This is a genomic window from Streptomyces sp. NPDC051018 (assembly GCF_044456085.1).
Taxonomy (GTDB): domain Bacteria; phylum Actinomycetota; class Actinomycetes; order Streptomycetales; family Streptomycetaceae; genus Streptomyces.
In genome coordinates this window covers 86,893-111,322 of the sequence record NZ_JBITFN010000016.1, presented here as the reverse complement: position 1 = coordinate 111,322, position 24,430 = coordinate 86,893, and the positions used below count along the sequence as shown (strand labels likewise).

The following is a 24,430-nucleotide window of genomic DNA, read 5'->3' as shown; positions in this document are numbered from 1 at the left end:
ACCTCCCGGGCCCGGGAGGCGCCGGGGCTCGCGAGCCACTGGGGTACGCGCGCCGGCCGACCGGTGGACGACGAGCCGGGCCGGTGGACGACGAGCCGGGAGAGCGCCCGCCAATGGGCTCAGAGCCCTCCGCCGGGGCCGGAAGCGTCCGCGTGGCACACCCGGCCCCCCAAGGCCGGGGCCCGGGGACCCGGAGCTGCGGCCGGGCGGGACGGAACCCGTGTCCCGGCCCCCGTCAGGCGTTCCGCCGGGCCCTGCTCAGCAGCAGTACCGCCAGGTCGTCGGTCAGCTCCCCGCCGTTCAGCTCCCGCACCTCCGCGACCGCCGATTCCAGCAGCGCCTCCCCGTCCAGCCCCGCGGCGAGCTGCCGGTTGATCATCTCCAGCATGCCCTCCTGGCCCAGGCGCTGCTTCTCACCCGGTCCCGTACGGCCCTCGATCAGCCCGTCCGTGTACATCAGCAGGCCCCACGCACCGCCCAGCTCGACCTGGCGGCGCGGCCAGCGGGCGCGCGGCAGCAGTCCGAGGGCCGGCCCTCCGCTCTCGTACGGCAGCAGCTGCGCTGCCCGCCCCTCGCGCGTGATCAGCGGCGACGGATGGCCCGCCAGACACAGGCCCGCGCGCCGGCCGTCCGGGGCGATGTCGACGGTGCACAGCGTCGCGAAGATCTCGTCGCTCTCCCGCTCGTGCTCCAGCACCTGCTGAAGGGTGGAGAGCAGCTCATCCCCGCACAGGCCCGCGAACGTCAGCGCCCGCCAGGCGATCCGCAGCTCCACACCGAGCGCCGCCTCGTCCGGGCCGTGCCCGCATACATCGCCGATCATCGCGTGGACGGTGCCGTCCGGGGTGCGGACGGTGTCGTAGAAGTCCCCGCCGAGCAGCGCGCGCGAGCGGCCGGGCCGGTAACGGGCCGCGAACCGCAGATTCGACCCCTGGAGCAGGGGAGTGGGCAGGAGACCGCGCTCCAGCCGGGCGTTCTCCTGGGCGCGCAGCCGGGACTCGGCGAGCTTCATCTGGGCCGTGTCGGCGCGCTTGCGCTCCACCGCGTACCGGACCGTACGGCTCAGCAGCCGCCCGTCCAGCTCATCACGGAAGAGATGGTCCTGCGCCCCCACCCGTACGGCCTCGGCCGCGCGCTCCTGGTCGCCCGACGTGGTCAGCGCGAGAACCGCGTGCCGGGGCGCCAGCCGCAGTACGTGCCGCAGGAGGCCCAGCCCGTCCTCGCCCGAGCCGGGCAGCGCGAGGTCGAGGAGTATGCAGTCGACGTCGTCGGTGAGCAGCCGCTCGGCCTCGGTGAGATTGCGGGCGGTACGGATACGCACACGGGGGACCGTCGCACCGGTATCCGGCGGCTCGGGGACCGGGAACGTGCCCGCCGGGTCGTCCTCGATCACCAGAAGCGTCAGATCACCGGGCGAGACACCACTGCCGCCGGGCACGCCGGAAGCACTTCCGGCGCCGGCATGGGCGGTCTCCGCGACGGGAGCCTTCCTCTGTCGCGGTACGGGTACGGGCATGGGTCCGGTTTCCTTTCCCTCCCCCCGAGGGGTGGCGGCACGGCGATCGACATCCCGCCAGACAGGGGACCATAGCGTTTGGCCCCGCAGTAGTGGAATGGCATTTGATACGGGGCCGTCGGTATATGCGTGTGATGGGCGGGCAGTTGGTGCCCCGGTCATGACGAACATCACGCCTCCGGGGGTGCCCCGGAGATGCGTTGCGCGCGCCATCGCGCCAGATATGCCCGGATTGTTGGATTGTGTACGGGAGGTGCCCGGGGCGGAGGACCCGGCCGGGGCGCAGGGGCGCCCCGAGGGCGTGGGCGCCCAGGATGGACGCCGGGTGCCGGGGCGGGCGGGCTCAGGTCGGCCTCTGGGCACAGGGCGCCGGTGCCGAAGGCGGACTCCGGTACGCGTGCAGGCACCGGGCGGGGTTCCGGGTGACGCGTGGGTGCCGGGGGCGGGTGCCGAGGGCGCCCCCACCATGGATCCGACCGACGGACCTGGCCGGCGCGCCGATGGTGAGTGCCGAGGCCGGGCGCCGGGTGCCGAAGGCGGACTCCGGTGCGCGCGGAGAGTTCCGGTTCGGGGTTCCGGGTGCCGTGTCCCGGGGCTGGGGCCCGAGGGTAGGCGTCAGTGCACCGTCCCCCTGGTGCCGAGGGCGGGCCCGGGCGTGCCGGTCGGGGAACCCGTACACCGCTCCCCAGGACGCAACCCCCGTGCAGATGCTCCCTGCTCCCACGAGGCCCTGCCCGCCGACCCCGCCGCGCAGGACCCGGAAGCCAGAACCCAGCACTCAGAGTCCAGCCCACGGCCCACAGGCCACGGCCCCAACCCGGCTCCCAGGGCCCGGCCCGGGGAACCCGGCCCATGGGCGACCTCAGACCGAGGCCCGGCTCGTCGCGCCAGCCCACGGGCCCGGCTGCCGTGGAGGCCCCGCCCCCATGGGTGTCCCCGCCCCCGGACGTACCGCGCTCATCCCCGCATCCGGGCCCAGGCACTGCCCCCAACCTTGGCCCACGGGCGGCCCGACCCCGGCCTCGGCGCCCGCCCTCGCCTCCTGCCGGATCCGGGCCCTGTACCGGGCCCGGCCTCACCTTCGGCGGAAACCGTCACCTGTCCGGGCGTACCACTCCGAGGATCTTCATCGAACCGGCGCCCGCGATGGTCACCGTCCGGCCCGGGCGGGGGGCGTGGACTATCGCGCCGTCGCCGATGTACATGCCGACATGGCTCGCGTCCGCGTGGTAGATGATCAGGTCGCCGGGCCGCATGTCCTTGACGTCGATCCTCGGCAGCTGACGCCACTGCTCCTGCGAGGTGCGCGGGATGCCCTGGCCGGCGGCGCCCCACGCCTGGGAGGTCAGCCCCGAGCAGTCGTACGAACCGGGGCCCTCCGCTCCCCACTCGTACGGCTTGCCGATCTGCGCCGTGGCGAACGCGACCGCCTTCTCGCCCTGTCCGGTCGCCGTCCCGCCGACGTCCTTCATGGCGCCCGAATTCAGCCAGCTGGTCTGGGCCTTGTCCGCCGCCTGCCGTTCGAGGACCAGGAGGCGGGCCTTCTCCTCCTTCTCCAGCCGGCTCTCTATCTTCTCCGCGGCAGCGATCTTGGTGGAGATCTCCTTCTTGGCCTTGGCCTGCTTGAGGCGGTTGGCCTCCAGTTCCTTCCACTGGCCGCCGGCCGCCTCGCTGTACGAGGCCAACTCGCCCTGAGTGGTTTTCAGTTCGCGCAGCAGGTCCCGAGTGGCCTTCTGGCCCTGCTGTATCCGTCCGGCGCCGTCGAGGAAGAGCTGTGGGTCGCTCGTCAGCATCAACTGCGCCTCGGGCGGCAGGCCGCCGCCCCGGTACTGGGCACGGGCGGCCGCCCCCGCCCGGTTCTTCAGGTCGTCGATACGGGCCTGGGCCTTGACCGTCTCCTTCGCCAGCTTCACTATCTCCGCCGACTGGCGCTCGGCGTCCTCCTTCGCGAGGTTGTACGCGTCGGTCGCCGAAACCGCCTGGTGGTAGAGGGTCTCCAGCTCCACCCGGATCTCCTCCAGGGACTTCTTCCCGGTGGGGGAGGGGCTGCCCGAGGGGGCTGTCGGCTCGGGAACAAGGGGAGCGCCGGGTGCCTGACCAATCCCCGGGCTGCCGGGAGCACTTGGCGCGGCGGGCGCGGCAAGAGCCGTCCCGGCGACCGCGGGCACGGTCAGCGCGCAGACCAGAGCGATCGCGGCGGCGGCAACATGGCGTCGGTTCACGACTCCCCCTTCTCCAACTCCCGCAACATCTGATTTACCGTCAGTAACTTATGAACGCTGCCGTGATGGTGCCACGGCATCCCGCAAAGTGACAGAGCCGTACGGCAGATCGCCCACCCCCAGTCGATCACTCCCACCTGTCAGTGACGAACGGCCGGTCCCGCATGTTCCCCACTCGTACGTTCGTTCACTCGATCGGGGGTGCGCGGGAGTGCGTGTACGTCCCGTGCCCCGCCCGGCTGTTCCGCCCGCTCCCGCCCGCTCCCCACGATGCCTCGCCCCGCCCCCGGCCCCCGCGAGGCGGGTCACCCGGTGCTCCCCGAGCCTGCGCGGACCGTCCTGCCCTCCCCGGGACCGTCCTGCCCTCCCGGGGCCGTCCTGTTCTTCCCGGGACTGTCCCGTCCTTCCCAGGGCGGCTCGACTCATGCCTCGGGCAGCCCTGTTCGCGCCCTCTCACGTGTCTTACGTGCCTTGTTTCTTATGTGCCTCATTCGTCGACAGCGGGGTGGGGCCAGGGGGTTGGTGTCCGTTGTCGCCGTGACGATCACGGCGACCGGGGCGCCGCTGGACAGCGCAACCTCTTCAACCGCATGCTCGGTCAGCTTCACCACTGCCTCAAGGCTCATCGCCCGTTCGGCGAGGGCATCGTCTTGCCGGGCGCAGGGGGAGATGTCAGCGTGGCGGCCGCACAGGCCGGTGACCGATGGTCACGCGTCCGGGGGCCGCACCCACGGGGCCAGACGCTCGCCAGGCGCCAGATCCTCGCGCCAGTAGCGGAAGACGACCCCTTGGACGACTTCGAGCCGGCCGGCCGCGATCAGTCCGGAAGCGGGCTCGGGGCCACCCGCGTCGGCCTCGAACGCGACCAGCACCGCGGGTGTCTCGCCGACCTGCCGGGAAACGGACCGCACCTCGTCCGGTTTCGGCTCGCGGAACGCCGGATCGTGGAAGACGGCTGGACACATGACGAAGACAGGGTCGCCGAAGACCAGCTCCAGACCGTGGTGGTACGACAGGTCAGAGCCCGCGCCCAGCCGCACCCGGCCGGCGTTCCACTCGACGACGTCCCAGTCCCACCATGACCCCTCGGGAAGTTGGAACACGAGCCTGCCCCCACATATCGAACGATCAGGCAGGCTACCCCGGGACCCACGGCCGCCGGCTCGACTGCTCGGTGCCGTGAGGTGTCTGACGTGCGCCTCACGCCGTCCCCGCCCGGGGCGCGACCGCCGACCACTCGACGGTGACCTCGCCCTGCCGCCATCGTCGGCTGTCGTCCGCCAGCGGCCAGTCGGCCCGCAGATCCCGTACGGCCCTGATCCAGCGCTGGCGCGCGCCCAGCGAGGCGTACGGGGCAGCGGCGGCCCACGCCCGGTCGAAGTCCCGGAGGAACGCGTGCACCGGCTCGCCCGGAACGTTGCGGTGGATCAGCGCCTTCGGCAGCCGCTCCGCGAGGTCGGACGGCCGGTCCAGCGAACCGAGCCGGGTCGCGAACGTGACCGTGCGCGGCCCCCTGCGCCCCAGCGCCACCCAGACGTGCCGCCGCCCGATCTCGTCGCAGGTCCCCTCCACCAGCAGTCCGCCCGGTGCGAGCCGTCCGCACAGCCGCGCCCAGACATCGGCGACCTCGCCCTCCTCGTACTGACGCAGGACGTTCGCCGCCCGGATCAGTACCGGTCGGCCCTCCACCGGGATCTCGAAGCCTCCATGGCGGAAGCGCAGCCCCTCCTCCTCGTACGGCTTCGCCGCCGCGACCCGCTCCGGATCGATCTCGATCCCGGTGACGGAGCAGCGGGGGTCGGCGGCACGCAGCCGCCGCAGCAGTTCGAGGGTGGTCCAGGGGGCGGCCCCGTACCCGAGATCGACGGCCAGCGGCCGGTCGCTGCGGCGCAGCGCGGGGCCGTGGACGGCGGCGATCCAGCGGTCCATCCGGCGCAGCCGGTTGGGGTTGGTCGTCCCGCGGGTGGCGGTGCCGACGGGGCGGGTGCTCATGCAAGCGAGGGTATGCGCAGCGGCCGGGACCCCACTCCGCCCCGCCCCCCAGCCCCCGCCCCGGCCCCCGACCTGCCGAGGCGCGGCCCACCGAGCCCCGGGTCCGGCACGGGCTCCCACCGGGTCCGCTGCGTGCCCACCGGACCCGGCCCTGGTCCGCCGCCGCTCGGGCCCTGGTCCCCCACTCCGGCTCCGGCCCGCCTCCGGCCCCGGCCCGCCGCGACTCCGCCCATGATCCGCCACCGCCCCGCCCCGGTCCGGTCCGGTCCGGGCTCGGCCGGCACGGCCCCCACGCGAGGTCCCCCGCCACCGCCCCCGCGCACTCCCTCAGCCTCCTCCGAACCACCCCGGAGCAGCCCGCCACGACTACCAATGGTAATGATTTGGCAAAGCGCCGAGGTCCCGGAAATGGAAGATGGAAATCCGCTGTTGTGCGGAGTCGGCACCCGAATGTGCCCGCACTGCGCCGTGCCCGCAGTGTGCTTGCCCGGAGCGAGGAGGACCTTCGCGTGAGCCAGTACGTCTCCCGCATCTCCAGCGGTTTCGTGGCTCCCCGGCTCAGGTTCCCCGTCGGCCACCGCAAGCCGCGCCGGATCGCCATGCTCAGCGTGCACACCTCCCCCCTCCACCAGCCGGGCACGGGAGACGCGGGCGGGATGAACGTCTACATCGTCGAGCTCGCCAAACGCCTCGCCGCCATCAACATCGAGGTCGAGATCTTCACCAGGGCGACCGCGGGCGGCCTGCGTCCGAGCGTGGAACTCGCGCCCGGAGTCCTCGTACACCATGTCGACGCCGGCCCCTACGAGGGTCTCGCCAAGGAGGACCTGCCCGGCCAGCTCTGCGCCTTCACCCACGGCACGATGCAGGCCTGGGCCCGCCACCGGCCCGGACACTACGATCTCGTCCACTCCCACTACTGGCTCTCCGGCCATGTCGGCTGGCTCGCCGCCGAGCGCTGGGGCGTCCCGCTCGTCCACGCCATGCACACCATGGCCAAGGTCAAGAACGCCGCTCTCGCCGAGGGCGATCTGCCCGAACCCACCTCCCGTGTGATCGGCGAGACACAGATCGTGGACGCCGCCGACCGGCTCATCGCGAACACCGCCGAGGAGGCGGACGAGCTGATCCGCTTCTACGACGCCGACCCGGCGAAGGTCGCCGTCGTGCACCCGGGAGTGAACCTCGACCGCTTCCGCCCCGACCGGGCCCTCGCCCCATTCAGCGGTTCCGGTTCCCTTTCCGCCCGCCGCTCTGGTTCCGGTTCGGGCTTCGAGGGCGGCCGCAGAGCTGCCCGGGCCCGGCTCGGAGTGCCCCAGAACGCTTTCGTCCCCCTCTTCGCGGGCCGGATACAGCCCCTCAAGGCCCCCGACATCCTGCTGCGCGCCATCGCGCAGCTGCTGGTCCGCGAACCGTCCCTGCGCCCCCGGCTGTACGTCCCGATCGTCGGCGGCCCCAGCGGCAGCGGCCTCGCCAGGCCCGAGGGCCTGCAGAAACTGGCCGCGTACCTCGGTATCGCGGACGTCGTGCACTTCCATCCGCCCGTGGCGCAGGATCTTCTCGCGGACTGGTTCCGGGCCGCGTCCACGCTGGTGATGCCCTCGTACAGCGAGTCCTTCGGCCTGGTGGCGATCGAGGCCCAGGCGTCGGGCACCCCCGTCGTCGCGGCGGCGGTCGGCGGGCTGCCGGTCGCGGTACGGGACGGGGTCACCGGCATCCTCGTACCCGGCCACAACCCGTCCGACTACGCCGACGCCCTCCACCGGCTCCTGGTGAATCCGGCCCTGGTCACCCGGATGGGCGTTGCCGCGGCCCGTCACGCCGAGTCCTTCGGCTGGGACACGGCCGCGTCCGCGACGGCGGACGTCTATACGGCCGCGATGAACGAACACCGCCGGCGGGTACGCTCCCACCATGGCTGACGCACACGAGCCCGCCGATCCCGCCGAGGCCGCGGAGCCCGCCGATCCCGCCCAGCCCGCCGATCCCGCCGAGGCCGCGGACAGGGCGCCGGAGATCATCGAGAAGGCGCTGACCGATGCCGGTCTCGCATGGGAGCACCCCGGCCCGGGTACGTACGTGGTCACCCTCCCCGGCACGCGGAAGCTCTCCACGACCTGCTCCCTGCGCGTCGGCAAGCACTCCCTCTCCATCAACGCCTTCGTCATCCGCCACCCCGACGAGAACGACGCCGGGGTGCACCGCTGGCTGCTGGAGCGGAATCTGCGGCTGTACGGCGTCAGTTACGCGATCGACCCGCTCGGCGACATCTATCTGACCGGCAGGCTCCCGCTCTCCGTGATCACACCGGACGAGCTGGACCGGCTGCTCGGTTCGGTCCTGGAGGCGGCGGACGGCGCGTTCAACCGGCTCCTCGAACTGGGTTTCGCGAACGCGATCCGCAAGGAGTACGCATGGCGGGTCTCGCGGGGTGAGTCGACGCGCAACCTCGACGCGTTCACCAACCTGACCAAGGGCTGAGGACTGGGGACCGACGGCTGGGGACTGGGGACCGAGAGCCGAGGGTGGCATACGCCCCCTGGCGCCCCCGTAAGACCCGTGTGACACCTGTTTGTGCGCCGCCGTGCCATGACATGCTCGGCACCGGCGCGCCGCTGAACGCCGTTCACCTTCAGGGACCCGGTCGTGCCGGGGCACCGGACCTCCCCTCCTCCCCGGGTGTCGGCGAGCCCCCGGGGAGGAGGGGAAACAGCCTTCGTCCGTGCCGCCGGGCATCGGCCGCTCCGGGGCGCGCCGGACGCCGTCGGACGCCGGCTCCTCACCATCAGCGGGCGGTCCACGCCGACACCCTCAGTGACACCTGGCACCGTTACGCGTCACCCGGCACCGGCACCGACGGCCGGGTGCTCAGGAGGTGGTCCCGGCGGCGGGCGGTCCGCCGTCGCCGTTCGGGGAGCCGGTGGCCACCGCCCCCGCTGGACCGATCGGCTCCGCGGGCAGCGCCTTCCTGACAGCATCCGCCTCCGCTTGCCGTTCAGCCTCTCCTTCCCCTTCCCCTTCCCCTTCGTTCCCTTCGTCCAGGGGAGGATTCTCTTCCCGGGGCAGATTCCGCAGCAGGGCCCAGTAGCCCAGCCCCGCCACCGTCCCCAGCAGCGCGGATATCGCCCACAGCCATCCGGCCCCGTACCCGTCGATCACCACACCGGCGATCAGCGGGGCGAGGAGCGTCGCGACCGACCAGGTCATCGTGTACATGCCCTGGTAGCGGCCCCGCCCGTGGGGCGGGGAGAGCCGTACCACCAGGCCCGTCTGCGTCGGCGCGTTCACGATCTCGGCGACGGTCCAGACGGTCACCGAGAGCGCGTACATCCCGATCGACGACCCGGCGAATGCGGTCAGGCCGAAGCCGTATCCGACGAGCAGAGAGGAGACGGTCAGCAGCCGCCGGGGGTCGCGGTGCTCGATGAAGCGGGTGACGGGGATCTGGAGGACGACGATCAGTACGCCGTTGAGGGCCATGGCCATGCCGAAGTCGGAAGAGGAGAACCCGGCCTCGCCCATGGCCAGCGGCAGGCCGGTCATGCCCTGCATAAAGATCAGCGCGATCAGGAACGACAGCCCCACGACGCTCATGAACCGTCCGTCGCGCAGGACGGTCCCGAGACCGACGTCCGGCTCCGCCTTTCCGGCGGCGGCGGTCGGCCGCTCGGGCCGTGACTCCGGCAGCTTGACGAAGACGAGAATCGCGCAGGCCATCGTCATGACGGCCTCACCGAGGAAGCCCACGAGATAGCTGTACTCGGCGATGAAGCCCGCGGCGATCGCGGAGACCGCGAAGCCCAGGTTGATCGCCCAGTAGTTGAGCGAGAACGCCCTCACCCGGTCCTCGGGGCGCACGATGTCGGCCATCATCGCCTGCACGGCCGGACGGGAGGCATGGGACGCCATGCCCACGACGCAGGCCACGATCGCGATCGCGACGGGGTGCTGCACCAGACCCAGCAGCGCGACGGAGACGGCGGTCGACGCCTGGGCGATCAGCAGGGTGGGCCGCCGTCCCAGCCGGTCGGCCATCACCCCGCCGCCGAGGGAGGAGACGACGCCGCCGAGCCCGTACAGGGAGACGACGAGCCCGGCGTACGAGGGCGAGTACCCCTTCTCGAACGTCAGGTACAACACGAGGAAGGTCGCGACGAAACCCCCGAGACGGTTGACGAGCGTGCTCGTCCACAGCCACCAGAACTCCCGGGGAAGCCCCGACACGCCCTCCCGCACGGCACGGCGCAGACCGGCCGTGCGCTGTCCGGCAACGGACATGTATCCCCCCAGTGGCCCTCGGCGGGTCAGCGGCTCGTCGACGCCCCTGAGTGTAAGGGCCTTGTGGGGTGATTGAACATTACGCCTAGCGAGGCTCCGGCCACCGGCCGACTGACGCCGGCCGTCAATCGAGACGGCCTCGGAGACCTCGGAGGCCGTCCACTAGGCTCGTACGCATGGCCGACGCACCGTACAAGCTGATCCTCCTCCGCCACGGCGAGAGCGAGTGGAACGCGAAGAACCTGTTCACCGGCTGGGTGGACGTCAACCTCACCGAGAAGGGCGAGAAGGAGGCGGTCCGGGGCGGTGAGCTGCTGAAGGACGCGGGTCTGCTCCCCGACGTACTGCACACCTCCCTCCAGCGGCGCGCCATCCGCACCGCCCAGCTCGCGCTGGACGCCGCGGACCGCCACTGGATCCCGGTCCACCGGTCCTGGCGCCTCAACGAGCGCCACTACGGCGCGCTCCAGGGCAAGGACAAGGCGCAGACGCTCGCCGAGTTCGGCGAGGAGCAGTTCATGCTCTGGCGCCGCTCGTACGACACCCCGCCGCCGCCCCTTGAGGACGGCACCGAGTTCTCCCAGAGCGACGACCCGCGCTACGCCACCATCCCGCCGGAGCTGCGCCCGCGCACCGAGTGCCTGAAGGACGTCGTCGTCCGGATGCTGCCGTACTGGTACGACGGCATCGTCCCCGACCTCCTCGCCGGCCGCACGGTCCTCGTCGCCGCCCACGGCAACTCCCTGCGCGCGCTGGTCAAGCACCTCGACGGCGTCTCCGACGAGGCCATCGCCGGCCTGAACATCCCCACCGGCATCCCTCTCGCCTACGACCTGGACGCCGACTTCAAGCCCCTGAACCCCGGCGGCACCTACCTCGACCCGGACGCGGCGGCGGCGGCGATCGAGGCGGTCAAGAACCAGGGCAAGAAGAAGTAGCCCCTTCTCGTTCCTTGAGCCCCCTGCCTGCGCGTTTTTGCGGGTGGGGGGCTTGTCGTCGTGCGGGCCTGCCGTACAGAGCGGGTCGTAGGGCGGGTGGCCGGCCTGGCGCGGTTCCGGGAACCTGCGCGAGCACGAGGTATTCAAAGGAGAGAGACCCGGACAGAGTGTCCGGGTCTCTGGTCTGGAATCAGCGCGGTGGCCGGAAAGGTTCACCGTGTTCGCGCCGGCTCCTTTCCAACGGGCCGGCAGTAAAGCTCGAAGCCTGCCGCCCACGGGACAGCCCTCAGGTGTCAGCCGGGTCGTCCGTCCCACAGTTTTCGCATCGGCACGCCCGGCTTCGTGTGGCGCCGAGCAGAGCGAGGTAGAGGGCTCCCGCAGCCGCAGCCGCGGCGCCTGCTGCCGGAGCAAGAAAATAAACAAATCCTTGAGTGACGGCGAGGGCTGCTGCCACGGCTGTAGGGAACCTGTGCCGACACCTTCCGTTCCCGTCTCGCCACCGCAAATAAAAACGCATCTCATCTTCCCCTCACGGCATTGAGTGAAGCCGGCGGAAATCGCGCTTGCTTCGTCCCTGCTCCCAGTCACCTCAGACTGAAATGAGCAGGGACGAAACTCAAGCGAGGGTGTGTACACATGTGTACACACCCTCGTGTCGTCGACCTTTCACCACTGTGGAGACATCGCTACCGTGTTCCCATGTGTGCAGCAATGGAGGAGGCAGAAGACTTTGAATGCGGGATTCGTGAGGCTCGGCGTGACTTCAGCAATCTCGTGAGCAAGGTTGAGCAGGGAAGTGTCGTTCACCTGACGAGGCATGGGCGTCGCGTGGCAGCCCTGGTAGGGGCTGAAGATCTTCAGAGGCGGACACTTGAGGACGTGATGGCCTACCCGGGTGACGTCGAAAGTGCTACCCGCGTGATTGAGGGCCTGCTGTCACTCTCGGACAATCCGGTCCCCTTGCCGGATGCTTCGACTGCATGGAGGAATGGCAGGGCGGAGTTCGCCGGCGGGATCGCCACACTTCTCTTCTGCTTCGCAAGCAAGCTTGACGAATATTCAGAGAACGGAAGAATCAAGCTGCTTGACGACGAAGGGAAAGAGTCCCCGGATCGAGTGTCATTGGCGGAGTTGATCGCAGCCAAACTTCTGTTGACCAAGGAGGATTCCGGAATCGACGACAAAACCATTCCGCTGGTTGCCGGAACGATTTGGGCGACCCAGTTGGGGGAACTTCCACAAGACTGGAGGAATTCTCTAGGAGTTCCACTCTGTGACGAGGAGCTTCATACATGGATATACGCCACATATTTTGCCGCCGACTTGATCAATCTCTTTGCCGGCCGGGCAGGCGAGGCTGAGGGGTGGATGTACTTCGCCGAAGAATTTGTGCGCAACGGTGGAGAATGAATGAAGCATGATCGCTTCTGCGGGTGATGATGACGGGTTCGGTGACCGACGGCCGCCGAACCTGTACAGACGTCCGCCGGGGAACGACCCGGGCCTGTGACCCCGACCGCCCCGGCTTTCGTATGCCGACCTTCAGGTGGGAACGGTGGCGCAGGGCGGAGATCAGCCCGCGGCGATCAGGCCCGCCAGGTCGAGGGCGTCGCCGTTGACGTCGGCGAGCCAAGCGTCGTGGATGTATTCAAAGTCGTACGTCTCGGTGTCGAGCAGACCGATGCTCCCGGCCGCCACCTGTTGCCGGGGATTGATCGGCTCGGCGGTCCTGCGGTCCGCCTTGGGGCCGACCAGTTGGGCGAGGGCGTACGAGACGGTCGGTCCGTAGTGGCGGGGGCCGTTCTGATGGTGGTAGTGGCCGCTTACATGGAGGCGGGGCTGCAGATGCTCGATGAGCGCGGTCAGCTTGGGCGAGCCCTGGCGGACTCCGCGCCACTCGGACATGCCGTAGGGGCCGTCGTGGGTGATCAGGACGTCCACGCTGCCCGGTTCGGCGGCGAGCAGCCGGTCGTACGCCTCCGGGTCGAGGTCCATCCCCTCCGATTCGATCAGCCCGAGGAAGGCCGTGCGCAGGCCGGCGATCTCGATGACGTGCCCGCAGGCGACATGGTGACAGGCGCCCAACGGGTCCACCGGCGTCACCCCGGCCGAGTCCGCCTCCCCGTGCAGGGTGGCCAGCCAGGGGTGATCCTCGTGGTTGCCGCTGACGAAATGGAACGGCGGGAGCTGCCCCAGGGCGAGTCCCACGGCCTCGGTCAGCGACGACGAGGGACGGAGCAGCCGGAAGAAGTCGTTCTGTGCGGGGTGGTCCGCCCCGAAGCGCCGGCTCGCCCGGTCCCACCGCTCGGGTGAGGGGAAGGCTCCCAGATCCCCCACCTGGATCATTGCGTCGAGCTTGATCGCCCGACGGTTCTGCAGCAGTACCGCCGCGCCGAGCGCGTGCAGTACGCAACCATGGACATCTCCGAAAAACGCGACCTTCAACTCTTGCCTTCCCCCTTGTGCTCCCTCGCCCCGCGGCTCTCGTCGCCGGTGGACGGCCGCCCCTACGGCCGCCCCCGTTTCGCGGTTTCACGCCGATTGCGATCCCGTACGTCCGGGCCCGGACTCGTATGCCCGGGCCGTTCGGCCGGATCGGCGGCGGCCCCCACCGCGGCAAGGACTTCCGTATGTTCTCGGTGTCCGTCACCGGCTGGAACTCGATCCTTGCGCCGAGCCCCTCGAAGAGCGGTTCCACGATGACGGGCGGCTGGGAACTTTCTTGTATGTCAAAGCCGACGGTACCGGGGCGCCCGCCCGCACCGCGACCGAATAAGACTGCCCCGGGCTTGAGTTGGTCCGTCGGCGACTCCACGCGGTCGTCTGCCGGGGTGCTTCTCCTGAAGGACTTGGTCCCGGTCCGGGTGTCCGGATGGCCAGGTGGCGTCCCGCGCCGAATGCCCGCGTACGATCCGGGCCGCCCGCCGCCCGCCGCCTCCGGCACCGTGGCCCGGGTCGGCACCGCCCCCCGGACGTCCGGCAGCGATCGCCCCGGGCGGGACGGGTCCCGGCGCCGGCGGTACCGGCCGTCGGCGGTCAGCGTGCGGGCCCGCCCGGGTCAGGTGACCGGGCGGGCCCTCGGATGCGTCGGTGGTCGGGCGCCTGGCGGCAGGGGCGGGCGTCAGCCGCAGCAGCCGCCGCACTGGCACGGCCCCCCGGACTGGCAGCCGCAGCCGCAGCCCGGGCCGCAGCCGCAGGCGCCGAGGACGGGCAGGTGGACGACGTCGGCGGGGGGTTCCGCCGGAGGCTGTGGGGTGGGGGAATCTGGCATGGGGCTTCCTCCTCGTGGGCGTACGGCACCGAGACGCGCTCGCGGCCGTACGGCTCATGGGCACAGGGGCGTATGCGGGACAAGCCGCCTCTGGCCATGTCATGCCCGGCGTGGTGGGCGCATCAACAGCGCGTTGAGGCACGGCCGCCCATGGGCCGGGCCTTCCGCGCTCTCCCCGGCGGGACCGGCGGAGGCCGTACGCGCCCTGCCGGCGGCCCCCTCACGCGCCCCCCCCCGCCGTGGTCCGGGCCGCACGCGTCCGCTCCTGCGTGACCGGCGGGGATCCGTATGTACGTGCCCGGCCGGGACGACCGGCGGAAGCCGTACGTGCCCCACCGGCGCGGGCGGCGGCGAAACGCACGCACCCCACCCGATCCGCGGCGAACGCACGCACCACGCCACCCGACCCGCGGGAACCGTACGTCCGCGACCGGGACGACCGGCGTGAGCCAGGAGCACCCCACCGACACGAGCGGCCGGGATCGCGTACGTGCCTCATGCGGGACGACCGACGGAGAGCCCTACGCGTCCCACCGGCTCGATCCGCGGCGGAGCGCACGCGCCTCACCGAGACCGACCGACCGACGGGGAGCCTTACGGCGCCCAACCGAGCCGTCCGGCGGGGGCCGTACGCTCCGGGCACCCGTGACACTCCGGCACCCGTGACACTCCGGCACCCGTGACACTCCGGCACCCGTGCGACCGTCGGTGGAACCACCCACCCCCGCTGCTCCCCGGGTGACGAAACGTATCCCCGCCGGCCCCCGGACTCCGCTACGCGCCCTCCACCGGTGTCACCGGCTGGAGCTCGTCCGCGTGCTCGCCCGTCACCAGGTACACCACCCGCTTCGCCACCGACACCGCGTGATCGGCGAACCGCTCGTAGTAACGGCCGAGCAGCGTCACATCGACAGCCGTCTCGATGCCGTGCTTCCAGCGGTCGTCCATCAGATGCTGGAAGAGCGTGCGGTGCAGCAGATCCATCTCGTCGTCGTCCGTCTCCAGCTGGAGCGCGAGATCGACGTCCTTGGTGATGATCACCTCCGCCGCCTTCGCCATCAGGCGCTGCGCCAGCTGGCCCATCTCCAGGATCGTGGCCTGGAGGTCGCGCGGCACCGGGGACTGAGGGAAGCGGAGCCGGGCCAGTTTGGCCACGTGCTGGGCCAGGTCGCCCGAACGCTCCAGGTCCGCGCTCATCCGCAGTGAGGTCACCACGATCCGCAGATCCGTGGCGACCGGCTGCTGCCGTGCCAGCAGGGCGATCGCCCGCGCCTCCAGATCGTGCTGGAGATCGTCGACCTTCTGGTCGGCGGCGATAACACTTTCGGCCAATTTCAGATCGGCGTCGAGCATGGCCGTCGTGGCGCGCCCGATCGCCGACCCGACCAGCCGGGCCATCTCGACCAGGCCCTCGCCGATCGAGTCCAGTTCCTCGTGGTACGCGTCCCGCATGGAGTTCCCTCTCTAGGTGGCCGGGGGTCCGGGTGGGGCTTCGGACTCCCACGCTCCCACGTTCTGTCCGCAAGGAGTCCGGCCCCTCCCTCGCAAATGAACCGGCACTATCCCCTCGGTGAACTCTGGGCGACGAGTCCCGCAGCTGAAGCCGTTCGGCCGGGACCACCACCTTGACCACGCCTAACCTGGATGCATGGACGTGAACGCGGCGGTCGCCGCAGCGGCAGCGATCGCCGGTCTGCTGACCGGTGTCATCGCCGTGCTGGCGTTTCGCTGGAGCGAGCGGGAGCAGCGCAGGCCGACCCGTACCTCGCTGCACACCGACGCCGTGCTGCCGCCCGGTGTCGACACGGTCCTGTCCGTGCTGCGCTCCTCCGCCGTCGTCCTCGACGAGAGCGATTCCGTCGTCAAGGCCAGCTCGGCGGCGTACGCGCTGGGACTGGTCCGTGGCGGAAAGCTGACGGTCGAGCCCATGCTGAACATGGCCCGCGACACCCGGCGCGACGGCGAGATCCGACAGGTCGAGCTGGATCTGCCCCGCCGGGGCACCGGGCGCGGCGAGGCCCTCGCCGTTTCCGCCCGGGTCGCGCCCCTCGGCTCCCGGCTGGTTCTGCTCCTCGTCGAGGATCTCACCGAGGCCCGCCGTATTGAAGCGGTACGGCGCGACTTCGTCGCGAACGTCTCGCACGAGCTGAAGACTCCCGTCGGCGCGCTCTCCCTGCTCTCCGAAGCGGTCATGGACGCCTCCGACGACCCCGAGGCGGTCTCCCGCTTCGCCGGGCGCATGCAGATCGAGGCGACCCGGCTCACCAGTCTCGTCCAGGAGCTGATCGACCTCTCCCGGGTGCAGAACGACCACCCGCTGGCCGACGCGGAGCCCGTACGGGTGGACGAACTGGTCGCCGAGGCCATCGACCGCTCCCGGCACCCGGCGTCCACGAAGAACATCACGATGGCCGCCGGCGGCACCGCCGACCTGCACATCTGGGGACACCGCGGCCAGCTCGCCGCCGCCCTCGGCAATCTCGTCGAGAACGCGGTCAACTACTCCCCGGCCCGCACCCGCGTGGGCATCTCCGCCCGCCGGGTGCCCGCGCCGGGAGGGCCCCTCATCGAGATCGCCGTCACCGACCAGGGGATCGGGATCTCCGAGAAGGACCGCGAGCGGGTCTTCGAACGGTTCTACCGCGTCGACCCCGCCCGCTCCCGCGCCACCGGAGGCACCGGCCTCGGACTGGCGATCGTCAAGCACGTGGCCGCCTCGCACGGCGGGGAGGTCACGGTGTGGAGCACCGAAGGCCAGGGCTCCACCTTCACCCTGCGGCTTCCCGAGGCGGGAGCCGCGCGGGACCGTTCCGACCGCTCCGGCCGTTCCGCCGGTCCCGGCGGTTCGGCCGGCGGCCCGGAACCGGCCTCCGGCCCGCACACCGGCCCGGATCACGCCGACGAGGTCGGCGACCCGCCCCACGACACCGACCGGAACCACGCTCCCGACCGCAGCCATGGCCACGGCCACGGCCACGTTCATGAGAGCAGCGGTCGGGACCCTGATGACGGCCACGGCGGCCGCGACCACCGTGACCGTCCCGGCCGCCGTGACGGCCACGACCGGCCGTACGACTCCCACCGGCCGTACGAGACCGACCGGCCTTACGGCTCCGACCGGCCTTACGACCACGATCCGCACACCGACATCCCTGCCCCGGAGGCCCTCCCGTGACCCGAGTGCTCGTCGTCGAGGATGAGGAATCATTCAGCGACGCCCTGTCCTACATGCTCCGCAAGGAGGGCTTCGAAGTCGCCGTGGCGGCCACGGGGCCCGAGGGGCTCGACGAGTTCGAGCGCAACGGCGCCGATCTCGTCCTCCTCGACCTGATGCTGCCCGGACTGCCGGGCACCGAGGTCTGCCGCCAGCTGCGCGGCCGCTCGAACGTCCCGGTGATCATGGTGACCGCCAAGGACAGCGAGATCGACAAGGTCGTCGGACTGGAGATCGGCGCCGACGACTACGTCACCAAGCCCTTCTCGTCCCGGGAGCTCGTCGCCCGGATACGCGCGGTGCTGCGCCGCCGGGGCGAGCCCGAGGAGATCACTCCGGCCGCCCTGGAGGCCGGTCCGGTCCGGATGGACGTGGACCGCCATGTCGTCACCGTCTCCGGCGGCAAGGTCGACCTGCCGCTGAAGGAGTTCGACCTCCTGGAGATGCTGCTGCGCAACGCGGGCCGGGTGCTGACCCGGATGCAGCTCATCGACCGTGTGTGGGGCGCGGACTACGTGGGTGACACCAAGACCCTCGATGTCCACGTCAAGCGCCTGCGCGCCAAGATCGAGCCGGATCCGGGGGCTCCCAGATATCTGGTGACCGTGCGCGGCCTGGGCTACAAGTTCGAGCCGTAACCGGCGACACCGGCCGTCGTCCCGGACCGGGACACCGGCCGGAGCCGTGGACCGTGCCCGCGTAAGCCCTCGTGCGCACTGCGCGGGCCGCACTGCATGAGCCGCACCGCCCGCGTACGGCCCCGGTCCCGCGTCCGGGCTCTCGCCGGGGTGGCCGAACCCGTGCCGGTACGCGTACGCCGTACCGCGCCCGGCCCGCCCACCGCGCGGACCCCGTACGGGCCGGCCGTCCTCGGACCGCGCCTGTGCCCCACACGGCACCAGGCGCCCACGGCTCACCTGCCCGCAGAAGGCCCGCGCCCATGGAAGAGGGGGCGTCCCACCGGAACACCGGTGGGACGCCCCTCTCTGTGGAGCGCTGTGAAGCGGGTCGTACGCGGCCCCGCCTCAGGCGTTTCGCCTCAGCCGTTCGCGGGCGCCGAGGAGGAGTCCGGCGAAGGGTCCGACGAGGAGTCGGGCGAGGCGCTGCCGGACGCCGGCGACTCTCCCTCGGAGCCGGCCTGTCCGGCCGGTGTCGCGCCGGGGGAGCCACCCGGGCTTGCGGCGGGGCTCGCCGCCGGGGACGCGGGCCGCGTCGGCAGGCTGCTCGGGCCGAAGTCCACGAAGTCGCGGGAGGCCGGGACGACGAACGCCTGGAGCTTCACCTCGCCGGTGTCGCTCAGCCGGAAGACGACATCCTGCACCCCGCCGATGTTCCCCGTCAGCGTCTCGCCGTTGTCGATCACCGCGGAGGCGTTGCCCTTGCCGCCGATGACGACCGATCCCTCGGCGGGCACGGTGATCGCGCCCGGGCCGCCGGCCGCGCTCAGCTTCACCGTGGCGCCGCCGGGCAGCGTGACGGAGTCGAGCGTCTGGTCCTTGGTACCCGCGTTGAAGATCGTCGCGGAGACGACCGCGGGACCGGCCGCGCCCGGCTTGGGCTGGGTGATCACATTCGCGTTCTGGACGCTGATGTCGTCGACCGTCGCGAACGCGGTGTCCGGCTTGACCCCGAGTGTCTGGGCGTTGTTGCCCGCGCCGCACGCGGTGAGGGCGGTGAAGGACAGCGCGACAGCGGTCACGGCGAGGGCGCCGCGCCGAAGGCGAGGGGCGCCCCCGGACGGAGTAAGGGGGAGGCTCACGGCGGCGGCAACTCCTTGCGCGTACGGATCTGGCGGTGGGACGGTCCTGCTGGAGTGGCGCAATAGCGGCCGGGACCGCGTGAGTTCGCGATACCGGCCGGGACGGCGTCAGTTCGTCCACAGATTACAGAGCCCCTGCTCGGGGCCCGCACCCGACCCGCCCCTTCGATGAGAGGCCCCTCATGGAGCTCCTCATACGGGCTCCGCGAGGGCTCCCGGCCCCTATGGTTCCGGCCTTTTTCCGCGCGCTCGCGGGGTGCCGGGGCCCCGCGCGTGCCCCCGTCGGCCCGCCGGAGCGCCCGCAGGGGGCCCGGGGTGCCCGCCGGTGTCCTTGCCCCGGGTCTCCCGGAGGTCCCCCGTCCGCCTTTCGTCCCCCGTCTGCCGCCGCCCGGACACCTGCTTCCCGCGGGCATCCCGGGGCACGCCCGCGGGCTTTCGAACACGCTGTTTGGCACGCGTTCGGATATCGCCGGTGATATCCGCGGTGATCAATTCTCCTTGGTGCTCGCATTCATTGACGGAGTGCCCCGGGGGGCCTTCGATGATCAATTCGGATTCATCGCGTCCGTCCGTCCGTACGGGTGACCGACCACCGAACGGAGTACGGGAAGTTCACCACCAAGAACCAGGCAAATCGGGACGTTCACCCGCCTTCAGGGGTGTCCCGGCAGGTGTGACGTGGGCGTTTCTGTCCGTCCGCACAGCGGCTCCGACCTGCGAATACCCGGTTCCGCAAGTCGCCCGCAGCACGTTCCTGTCGCTGTTGTCAAGCCCCGAGATATGCCCTGACCTGCGAAAACGCCATTCAGAAGAAGCCGTATCCGTGTTACCCTGGATAGCCACGGAAGGGGTACCTGTCACATGACGTTCAAGGTTGGCGACACCGTGGTCTATCCCCATCACGGGGCCGCGCTGATCGAGGCCATCGAAACTCGCCAGATCAAAGGCGTGGACAAGACCTACTTGGTGCTCAAGGTCGCCCAGGGCGACCTGACGGTTCGTGTGCCGGCGGACAATGCGGAGTTCGTGGGCGTGCGCGATGTGGTCGGTCAGGACGGGCTCGACCGGGTCTTCGAGGTGCTCCGCGCACCGTATGCCGAAGAGCCGACGAACTGGTCCCGTCGCTACAAGGCAAATCTCGAGAAGCTCGCCTCCGGCGATGTCATCAAGGTCGCCGAAGTGGTGCGTGACCTGTGGCGTCGTGAGCGCGAGCGCGGTCTGTCCGCAGGAGAGAAGCGGATGCTCGCCAAGGCTCGCCAGATCCTGGTGAGCGAGCTCGCTCTCGCGGAGAACACCAACGAAGACAAGGCCGAGGCACTGCTCGACGAGGTCCTCGCGTCCTGACACACGAATGCCGCGGTGCCCGCTGACATGATCGGTGATCGCCTTTGATCACGGTCCTGTTGCCGGGCGCTGCGGCATGTCTGTCTCTCCACCACAGTCGTACAGCGATCGGTCCTTCGGCACCCCTCCAGCACAGACGACATTCGGACACTGCCCAGACGCCCGCCTCGGCCATGTGCATCATGTACGGACAACTGCGCGCGCTGATCCTGCGGTGTGCCGGGCCCGGGGCGGCTGGCGCAGACCAATGGTCACGGAAGGGCCTGTCAAGGCGTCGCGCCCGGCACGCTGTGGCCATACCCATGTCGGCCGAGGAAACAAACCTGCCGGAGTGCAACCGATGTCAGACGAATCGCTCACGCCCCGTACCGCAGCGGTGATCCCGGCGGCCGGCCGGGGCGTAAGGCTCGGCCCCGGTGCCCCGAAAGCGCTCCGGGCGCTCAACGGCACCCCCATGCTCGTCCACGCCGTACGGGCCATGGCCGCGTCCCGCGCGGTCCGGCTCGTGGTGGTGGTCGCACCGCCCGAGGACGCCACCGGGGTGAAGTCGCTCCTCGCCGACCTCACACTGCCGGAGCGCACCGATGTCGTGGTCGTCCCCGGCGGCGCGACCCGGCAGGAGTCCGTACGCCTCGGGCTGGACGCCCTCCCCGACGACATCTCCGTCGTCCTCGTCCACGACGCCGCCCGGCCGCTGGTGCCGGTGGACACCGTCGACTCGGTCATCGAGGCCGTACGGGACGGGGCACCGGCCGTCGTGCCGGCGCTGCCGCTCGCGGACACCGTCAAGGAGGTCGCGCCGAACCCGCCCGGGGACGCGGGCGCGCCCGAACCCGTCGTCGCCACCCCCGAGCGGTCCCGGCTGCGCGCCGTACAGACCCCGCAGGGCTTCGACCGCGCCACCCTCGTCACCGCGCACCGCGCGGTGGAGGCGGACGGCGAGGGCGCGACCGACTGCGCCGGCCTCGTGGAGCGGCTCGGCCGGCCCGTCGTGGTCGTACCGGGCCACGAGGAGGCGTTCAAGGTCACCCGTCCTCTCGACCTCGTCCTCGCCGAGGCCGTACTCGCCCGCAGGAGGGCCAACGATGGCTTCTGAGGCACCCGGCCCGCGGATCCCGTCCGCCCCGCCGGCGTTCCCCGTCCCCCTGGTGGGCATCGGCACCGACGTCCACGCCTTCGAACCCGGCCGTGAGCTGTGGTGCGCGGGACTGCTGTGGGAGGGCGAGGACGGTCTCGCCGGGCACTCCGACGGTGATGTCGCCGCCCACGCCGCCTGTGACGCGCTGTTCTCCGCGGCGGGCGCCGGTGATCTCGGCGCCCACTTCGGGACCTCCCGGCCCGAGTGGTCCGGCGCGTCGGGCGTCACCCTGCTCGCCGAGGCCGCGCGGATCGTACGGGCCGGGGGTTTTGAGGTCGGCAATGTCGCCATCCAGGTGATCGGCGTACGGCCCAAGATCGGCAAGCGGCGCGACGAGGCGCAGAAGGTCCTGGGCGCGGCGGTCGGGGCACCCGTGTCCGTATCGGGGACCACGACGGACGGGCTGGGACTGACCGGTCGGGCCGAGGGGCTCGCGGCCGTCGCCACGGCGCTGGTGTTCCGTACGGCGTAACGCGGGGGGTCTCCACGGTGCGAACGCCCCCGGTTTTCCCGGGGCAGGGAAATAGCCGCGGGTGTGGAGTGGTTCACCGGGCGGGTACCCGTAACAATCGATCACTGATCCGTCACCCACCGGAAGCGGGCCGGGGACTGGCACCATCGGTCCGACGCGCCCCCGCCCGGACCCGCGGAGCCGGACGGACCGGGGACCGGAAGCAGCCCGCCCGGGCACAACCGCAGCCCGACCGACCGAAGCACGACCCGAAAGCCAGACGCACGACCCGGAAGCCCCGGAAGCACGACCCGGAAGCACAGCGAAGCCCACCGATCGAACGCCCAGAAAGGCACACCGCATGTCTGCCGCACTCTCGGACGAACTCAAGACGCTGCTCGACGGCCCTGTCTTCGTGAACATCGCCACCATCCAGCCCGACGGCAGCCCTCAGGTGTCGCCGGTGTGGGTGAAGCGGGACGGCGACGACCTTCTCGTCTCGACCACCATCGGCCGCCGCAAGGAGCAGAACCTGCGCCGTGACCCCCGGGTGACGGTCGTCGTCCAGCCGTTCGACGCCCCTTACACCTACGCCGAGATCCGCGGCATCGCAGAGCTGACCACCGAGGGCGGCCCCGAGCTCATCGACGAACTGGCCCTGAAGTACGTCGGCAAGAAGTACGCCGAGTTCAACCCCACCGCGGGCGAGGACGCCCCCCGCGTGGTCGTCCGCATCACCCCCCGCAAGGTCGTGGGACGGATCTGAGCCACCCGGCGCAGTCACGGGGACACAAAGTTGCGCCCGCGGCCCGCAAGGGTCGCGGGGCACTGCCACCGGCCCACTACCCTTGTTGCGTGACCATTCGCCTGTACGACACCAGCGCCCGGCAGATCCGTGACTTCACCCCGCTCACGCCGGGCTGCGTCTCGATCTACCTCTGCGGCGCGACCGTGCAGGCCGCCCCGCACATCGGGCACATCAGGTCGGGGCTCAACTTCGACATCATGCGCCGCTGGTTCACCTACCGCGGCTACGACGTTACGTTCATCCGCAATGTGACCGACATCGACGACAAGATCATCTGGAAGTCGGCGGAGCAGAACCGCCCCTGGTGGTCCATCGGATACGAGAACGAGCGCGCGTTCAACGACGGCTACCACGCCCTCGGCTGCCTGCCGCCCACCTACGAGCCGCGCGCCACCGGCCACATCACCGAGATGATCGAGATGATGCGCGGCCTCATCGAGCGCGGCCACGCCTACGAGGCCGACGGCAACGTCTACTTCGACGTCAGGTCGTTCCCCGGCTACCTCCAGCTCTCCAACCAGGACCTCGACGATCTGCGCCAGCCCTCCGGCGACGGCGAGACCGGCAAGCGCGACCCGCGCGACTTCGCCCTCTGGAAGGCCGCCAAGCCCGGCGAGCCCGACTGGGAGACCCCGTGGGGACGCGGCCGGCCGGGCTGGCACCTGGAGTGCTCCGCCATGGCGCACAAGTACCTGGGCTCCGAGTTCGACATCCACGGCGGCGGCCTCGATCTGATCTTCCCGCACCACGAGAACGAGATCGCGCAGGCCAAGGCGTACGGGGACGAGTTCGCCCGTTACTGGGTGCACAACGCCTGGGTCACCATGAGCGGCGAGAAGATGTCCAAGTCGCTCGGCAACTCGGTGCTCGTCTCCGAGATGGTCAAGCGCTGGCGGCCCATCGTGCTGCGCTACTACCTCGGGACACCCCACTACCGCTCGATGATCGAGTACAGCGACGAGGCCCTGCGCGAGGCGGAGTCCGCGTTCGCGCGGATCGAGGGCTTCATGCAGCGCGTCTGCGAGAAGGCCGGGGGACCGGTCGAGCCGGCGTCCGAGGTGCCGCTCGCCTTCGCCGAGGCGATGGACGACGATCTGGGCGTCCCCCAGGCCCTCGCCGTCATCCACACCACGGTCCGCCAGGGGAACTCCGCCCTGGCCGCCGACGACAAGGAAGCCGCCGTCGCCCGTCTCGCCGAGGTGCGCGCCATGCTCGGCGTCCTCGGTCTCGATCCGTACGACGAGCGGTGGGCGGGTGACGCGGACCGCCCCGACGATCTCCACGGCGTGGTCGACACCCTCGTACGGCTGGTGCTCCAGCAGCGCGAGGCGGCCCGCGGGCGCAAGGACTGGGGCACCGCGGACGCGATCCGCGACCAGCTCCAGCAGTCCGGACTCGTCATCGAGGACGGTCCGGACGGCCCGCGCTGGACACTGGGTCCGCGCTGAGCGCACGGACCGATGTGCCGCCCCGGGCCCCGGGGCGGCACACTGACATAC

19 protein-coding genes are annotated in these 24,430 nt (G+C 71.0%); 11 read left to right on the top strand and 8 right to left on the bottom strand.

The genetic code is table 11. From position 1 onward, the window contains the following. Positions 1 to 235: 235 nt before the first annotated feature. The 4 genes from ACIBCM_RS25410 to ACIBCM_RS25395 all read right to left on the bottom strand — a co-directional run bounded on the left by ACIBCM_RS25410 (position 236) and on the right by ACIBCM_RS25395 (position 5,730). On the bottom strand, positions 236 to 1,516 hold the full coding sequence (locus ACIBCM_RS25410; RefSeq protein ID WP_399246921.1) for a PP2C family protein-serine/threonine phosphatase: 1,281 nt from the start codon (positions 1,514 to 1,516) through the stop codon (positions 236 to 238). A 1,094-nt stretch (positions 1,517 to 2,610) separates the two neighbouring features. Next, positions 2,611 to 3,738, bottom strand: a complete 1,128-nt coding sequence (locus ACIBCM_RS25405) for an NlpC/P60 family protein (RefSeq protein ID WP_399246919.1) — start codon at positions 3,736 to 3,738, stop codon at positions 2,611 to 2,613. Positions 3,739 to 4,445: 707 nt separating this feature from the next. After that, positions 4,446 to 4,841: a hypothetical protein gene (locus ACIBCM_RS25400; protein WP_399246917.1), complete on the bottom strand. Its 396-nt coding sequence runs from the start codon at positions 4,839 to 4,841 to the stop codon at positions 4,446 to 4,448. Between the two features lie 97 nt (positions 4,842 to 4,938). Continuing rightward, positions 4,939 to 5,730, bottom strand: coding sequence for a class I SAM-dependent methyltransferase (locus tag ACIBCM_RS25395; RefSeq protein WP_399246915.1), 792 nt, complete (start codon positions 5,728 to 5,730; stop codon positions 4,939 to 4,941). Positions 5,731 to 6,239: 509 nt separating this feature from the next. Here ACIBCM_RS25395 and ACIBCM_RS25390 point away from each other — a divergent pair. Beyond that, positions 6,240 to 7,652: a glycosyltransferase gene (locus ACIBCM_RS25390; protein WP_399246913.1), complete on the top strand. Its 1,413-nt coding sequence runs from the start codon at positions 6,240 to 6,242 to the stop codon at positions 7,650 to 7,652. Beyond that, positions 7,645 to 8,211, top strand: a complete 567-nt coding sequence (locus tag ACIBCM_RS25385; protein WP_399246911.1) for a YbjN domain-containing protein — start codon at positions 7,645 to 7,647, stop codon at positions 8,209 to 8,211. Before ACIBCM_RS25390 ends, ACIBCM_RS25385 begins: the two co-directional genes overlap by 8 nt. Positions 8,212 to 8,598: 387 nt before the next feature. Here the strand turns inward: ACIBCM_RS25385 and ACIBCM_RS25380 are convergent, their stop codons facing one another. Beyond that, positions 8,599 to 10,008: an MDR family MFS transporter gene (locus ACIBCM_RS25380; RefSeq protein ID WP_399246909.1), complete on the bottom strand. Its 1,410-nt coding sequence runs from the start codon at positions 10,006 to 10,008 to the stop codon at positions 8,599 to 8,601. 176 nt (positions 10,009 to 10,184) lie between these two features. Between ACIBCM_RS25380 and ACIBCM_RS25375 the strand changes: the two genes are divergently transcribed. Both ACIBCM_RS25375 and ACIBCM_RS25370 read left to right on the top strand, forming a co-directional pair. Beyond that, on the top strand, positions 10,185 to 10,946 hold the full coding sequence (locus ACIBCM_RS25375) for a phosphoglyceromutase (RefSeq protein WP_389271278.1): 762 nt from the start codon (positions 10,185 to 10,187) through the stop codon (positions 10,944 to 10,946). A 699-nt stretch (positions 10,947 to 11,645) separates the two neighbouring features. After that, positions 11,646 to 12,356: a type II toxin-antitoxin system Phd/YefM family antitoxin gene (locus tag ACIBCM_RS25370; protein WP_399246906.1), complete on the top strand. Its 711-nt coding sequence runs from the start codon at positions 11,646 to 11,648 to the stop codon at positions 12,354 to 12,356. Positions 12,357 to 12,518: 162 nt separating this feature from the next. Here ACIBCM_RS25370 and ACIBCM_RS25365 read toward each other — a convergent pair whose 3' ends face one another. After that, the gene (locus ACIBCM_RS25365) at positions 12,519 to 13,391 is read right to left on the bottom strand and encodes a metallophosphoesterase (protein WP_399246904.1); all 873 of its coding nucleotides are present in this window, start codon (positions 13,389 to 13,391) and stop codon (positions 12,519 to 12,521) included. A 1,600-nt stretch (positions 13,392 to 14,991) separates the two neighbouring features. Then, complete coding sequence (gene phoU / locus ACIBCM_RS25360) at positions 14,992 to 15,669, bottom strand: phosphate signaling complex protein PhoU (RefSeq protein ID WP_399246902.1); 678 nt, start codon at positions 15,667 to 15,669, stop codon at positions 14,992 to 14,994. A 196-nt stretch (positions 15,670 to 15,865) separates the two neighbouring features. Here phoU and ACIBCM_RS25355 point away from each other — a divergent pair, with 196 nt between their 5' ends. Then, positions 15,866 to 17,392, top strand: coding sequence for a sensor histidine kinase (locus ACIBCM_RS25355; protein WP_399246900.1), 1,527 nt, complete (start codon positions 15,866 to 15,868; stop codon positions 17,390 to 17,392). Further along, complete coding sequence (locus ACIBCM_RS25350) at positions 17,389 to 18,069, top strand: response regulator (RefSeq protein ID WP_389271287.1); 681 nt, start codon at positions 17,389 to 17,391, stop codon at positions 18,067 to 18,069. The genes ACIBCM_RS25355 and ACIBCM_RS25350 overlap by 4 nt, the downstream gene beginning before the upstream one ends. A 401-nt stretch (positions 18,070 to 18,470) precedes the next feature. Here the strand turns inward: ACIBCM_RS25350 and ACIBCM_RS25345 are convergent, their stop codons facing one another. After that, on the bottom strand, positions 18,471 to 19,190 hold the full coding sequence (locus ACIBCM_RS25345) for a DUF461 domain-containing protein (protein WP_399246898.1): 720 nt from the start codon (positions 19,188 to 19,190) through the stop codon (positions 18,471 to 18,473). Positions 19,191 to 20,051: 861 nt separating this feature from the next. On the opposite strand from ACIBCM_RS25345, the gene ACIBCM_RS25340 reads away from it, so the two are divergent. The 5 genes from ACIBCM_RS25340 to cysS all read left to right on the top strand — a co-directional run bounded on the left by ACIBCM_RS25340 (position 20,052) and on the right by cysS (position 24,379). After that, on the top strand, positions 20,052 to 20,534 hold the full coding sequence (locus ACIBCM_RS25340; RefSeq protein ID WP_003953493.1) for a CarD family transcriptional regulator: 483 nt from the start codon (positions 20,052 to 20,054) through the stop codon (positions 20,532 to 20,534). A gap of 340 nt (positions 20,535 to 20,874) precedes the next feature. After that, complete coding sequence (ispD, locus tag ACIBCM_RS25335; protein WP_399246896.1) at positions 20,875 to 21,630, top strand: 2-C-methyl-D-erythritol 4-phosphate cytidylyltransferase; 756 nt, start codon at positions 20,875 to 20,877, stop codon at positions 21,628 to 21,630. Continuing rightward, entirely contained in the window at positions 21,620 to 22,144 is a 525-nt protein-coding gene (gene ispF / locus ACIBCM_RS25330; protein ID WP_399246893.1) for a 2-C-methyl-D-erythritol 2,4-cyclodiphosphate synthase, read from the top strand. The genes ispD and ispF overlap by 11 nt, the downstream gene beginning before the upstream one ends. Positions 22,145 to 22,484: 340 nt before the next feature. Then, positions 22,485 to 22,889, top strand: coding sequence for a PPOX class F420-dependent oxidoreductase (locus tag ACIBCM_RS25325; RefSeq protein ID WP_399246891.1), 405 nt, complete (start codon positions 22,485 to 22,487; stop codon positions 22,887 to 22,889). Between the two features lie 89 nt (positions 22,890 to 22,978). Next, positions 22,979 to 24,379 carry a cysteine--tRNA ligase gene (gene cysS / locus ACIBCM_RS25320; RefSeq protein WP_399246889.1) on the top strand — a complete coding sequence of 467 codons (1,401 nt, stop codon included), beginning with the start codon at positions 22,979 to 22,981 and terminating at the stop codon, positions 24,377 to 24,379. Positions 24,380 to 24,430: the final 51 nt, after the last annotated feature.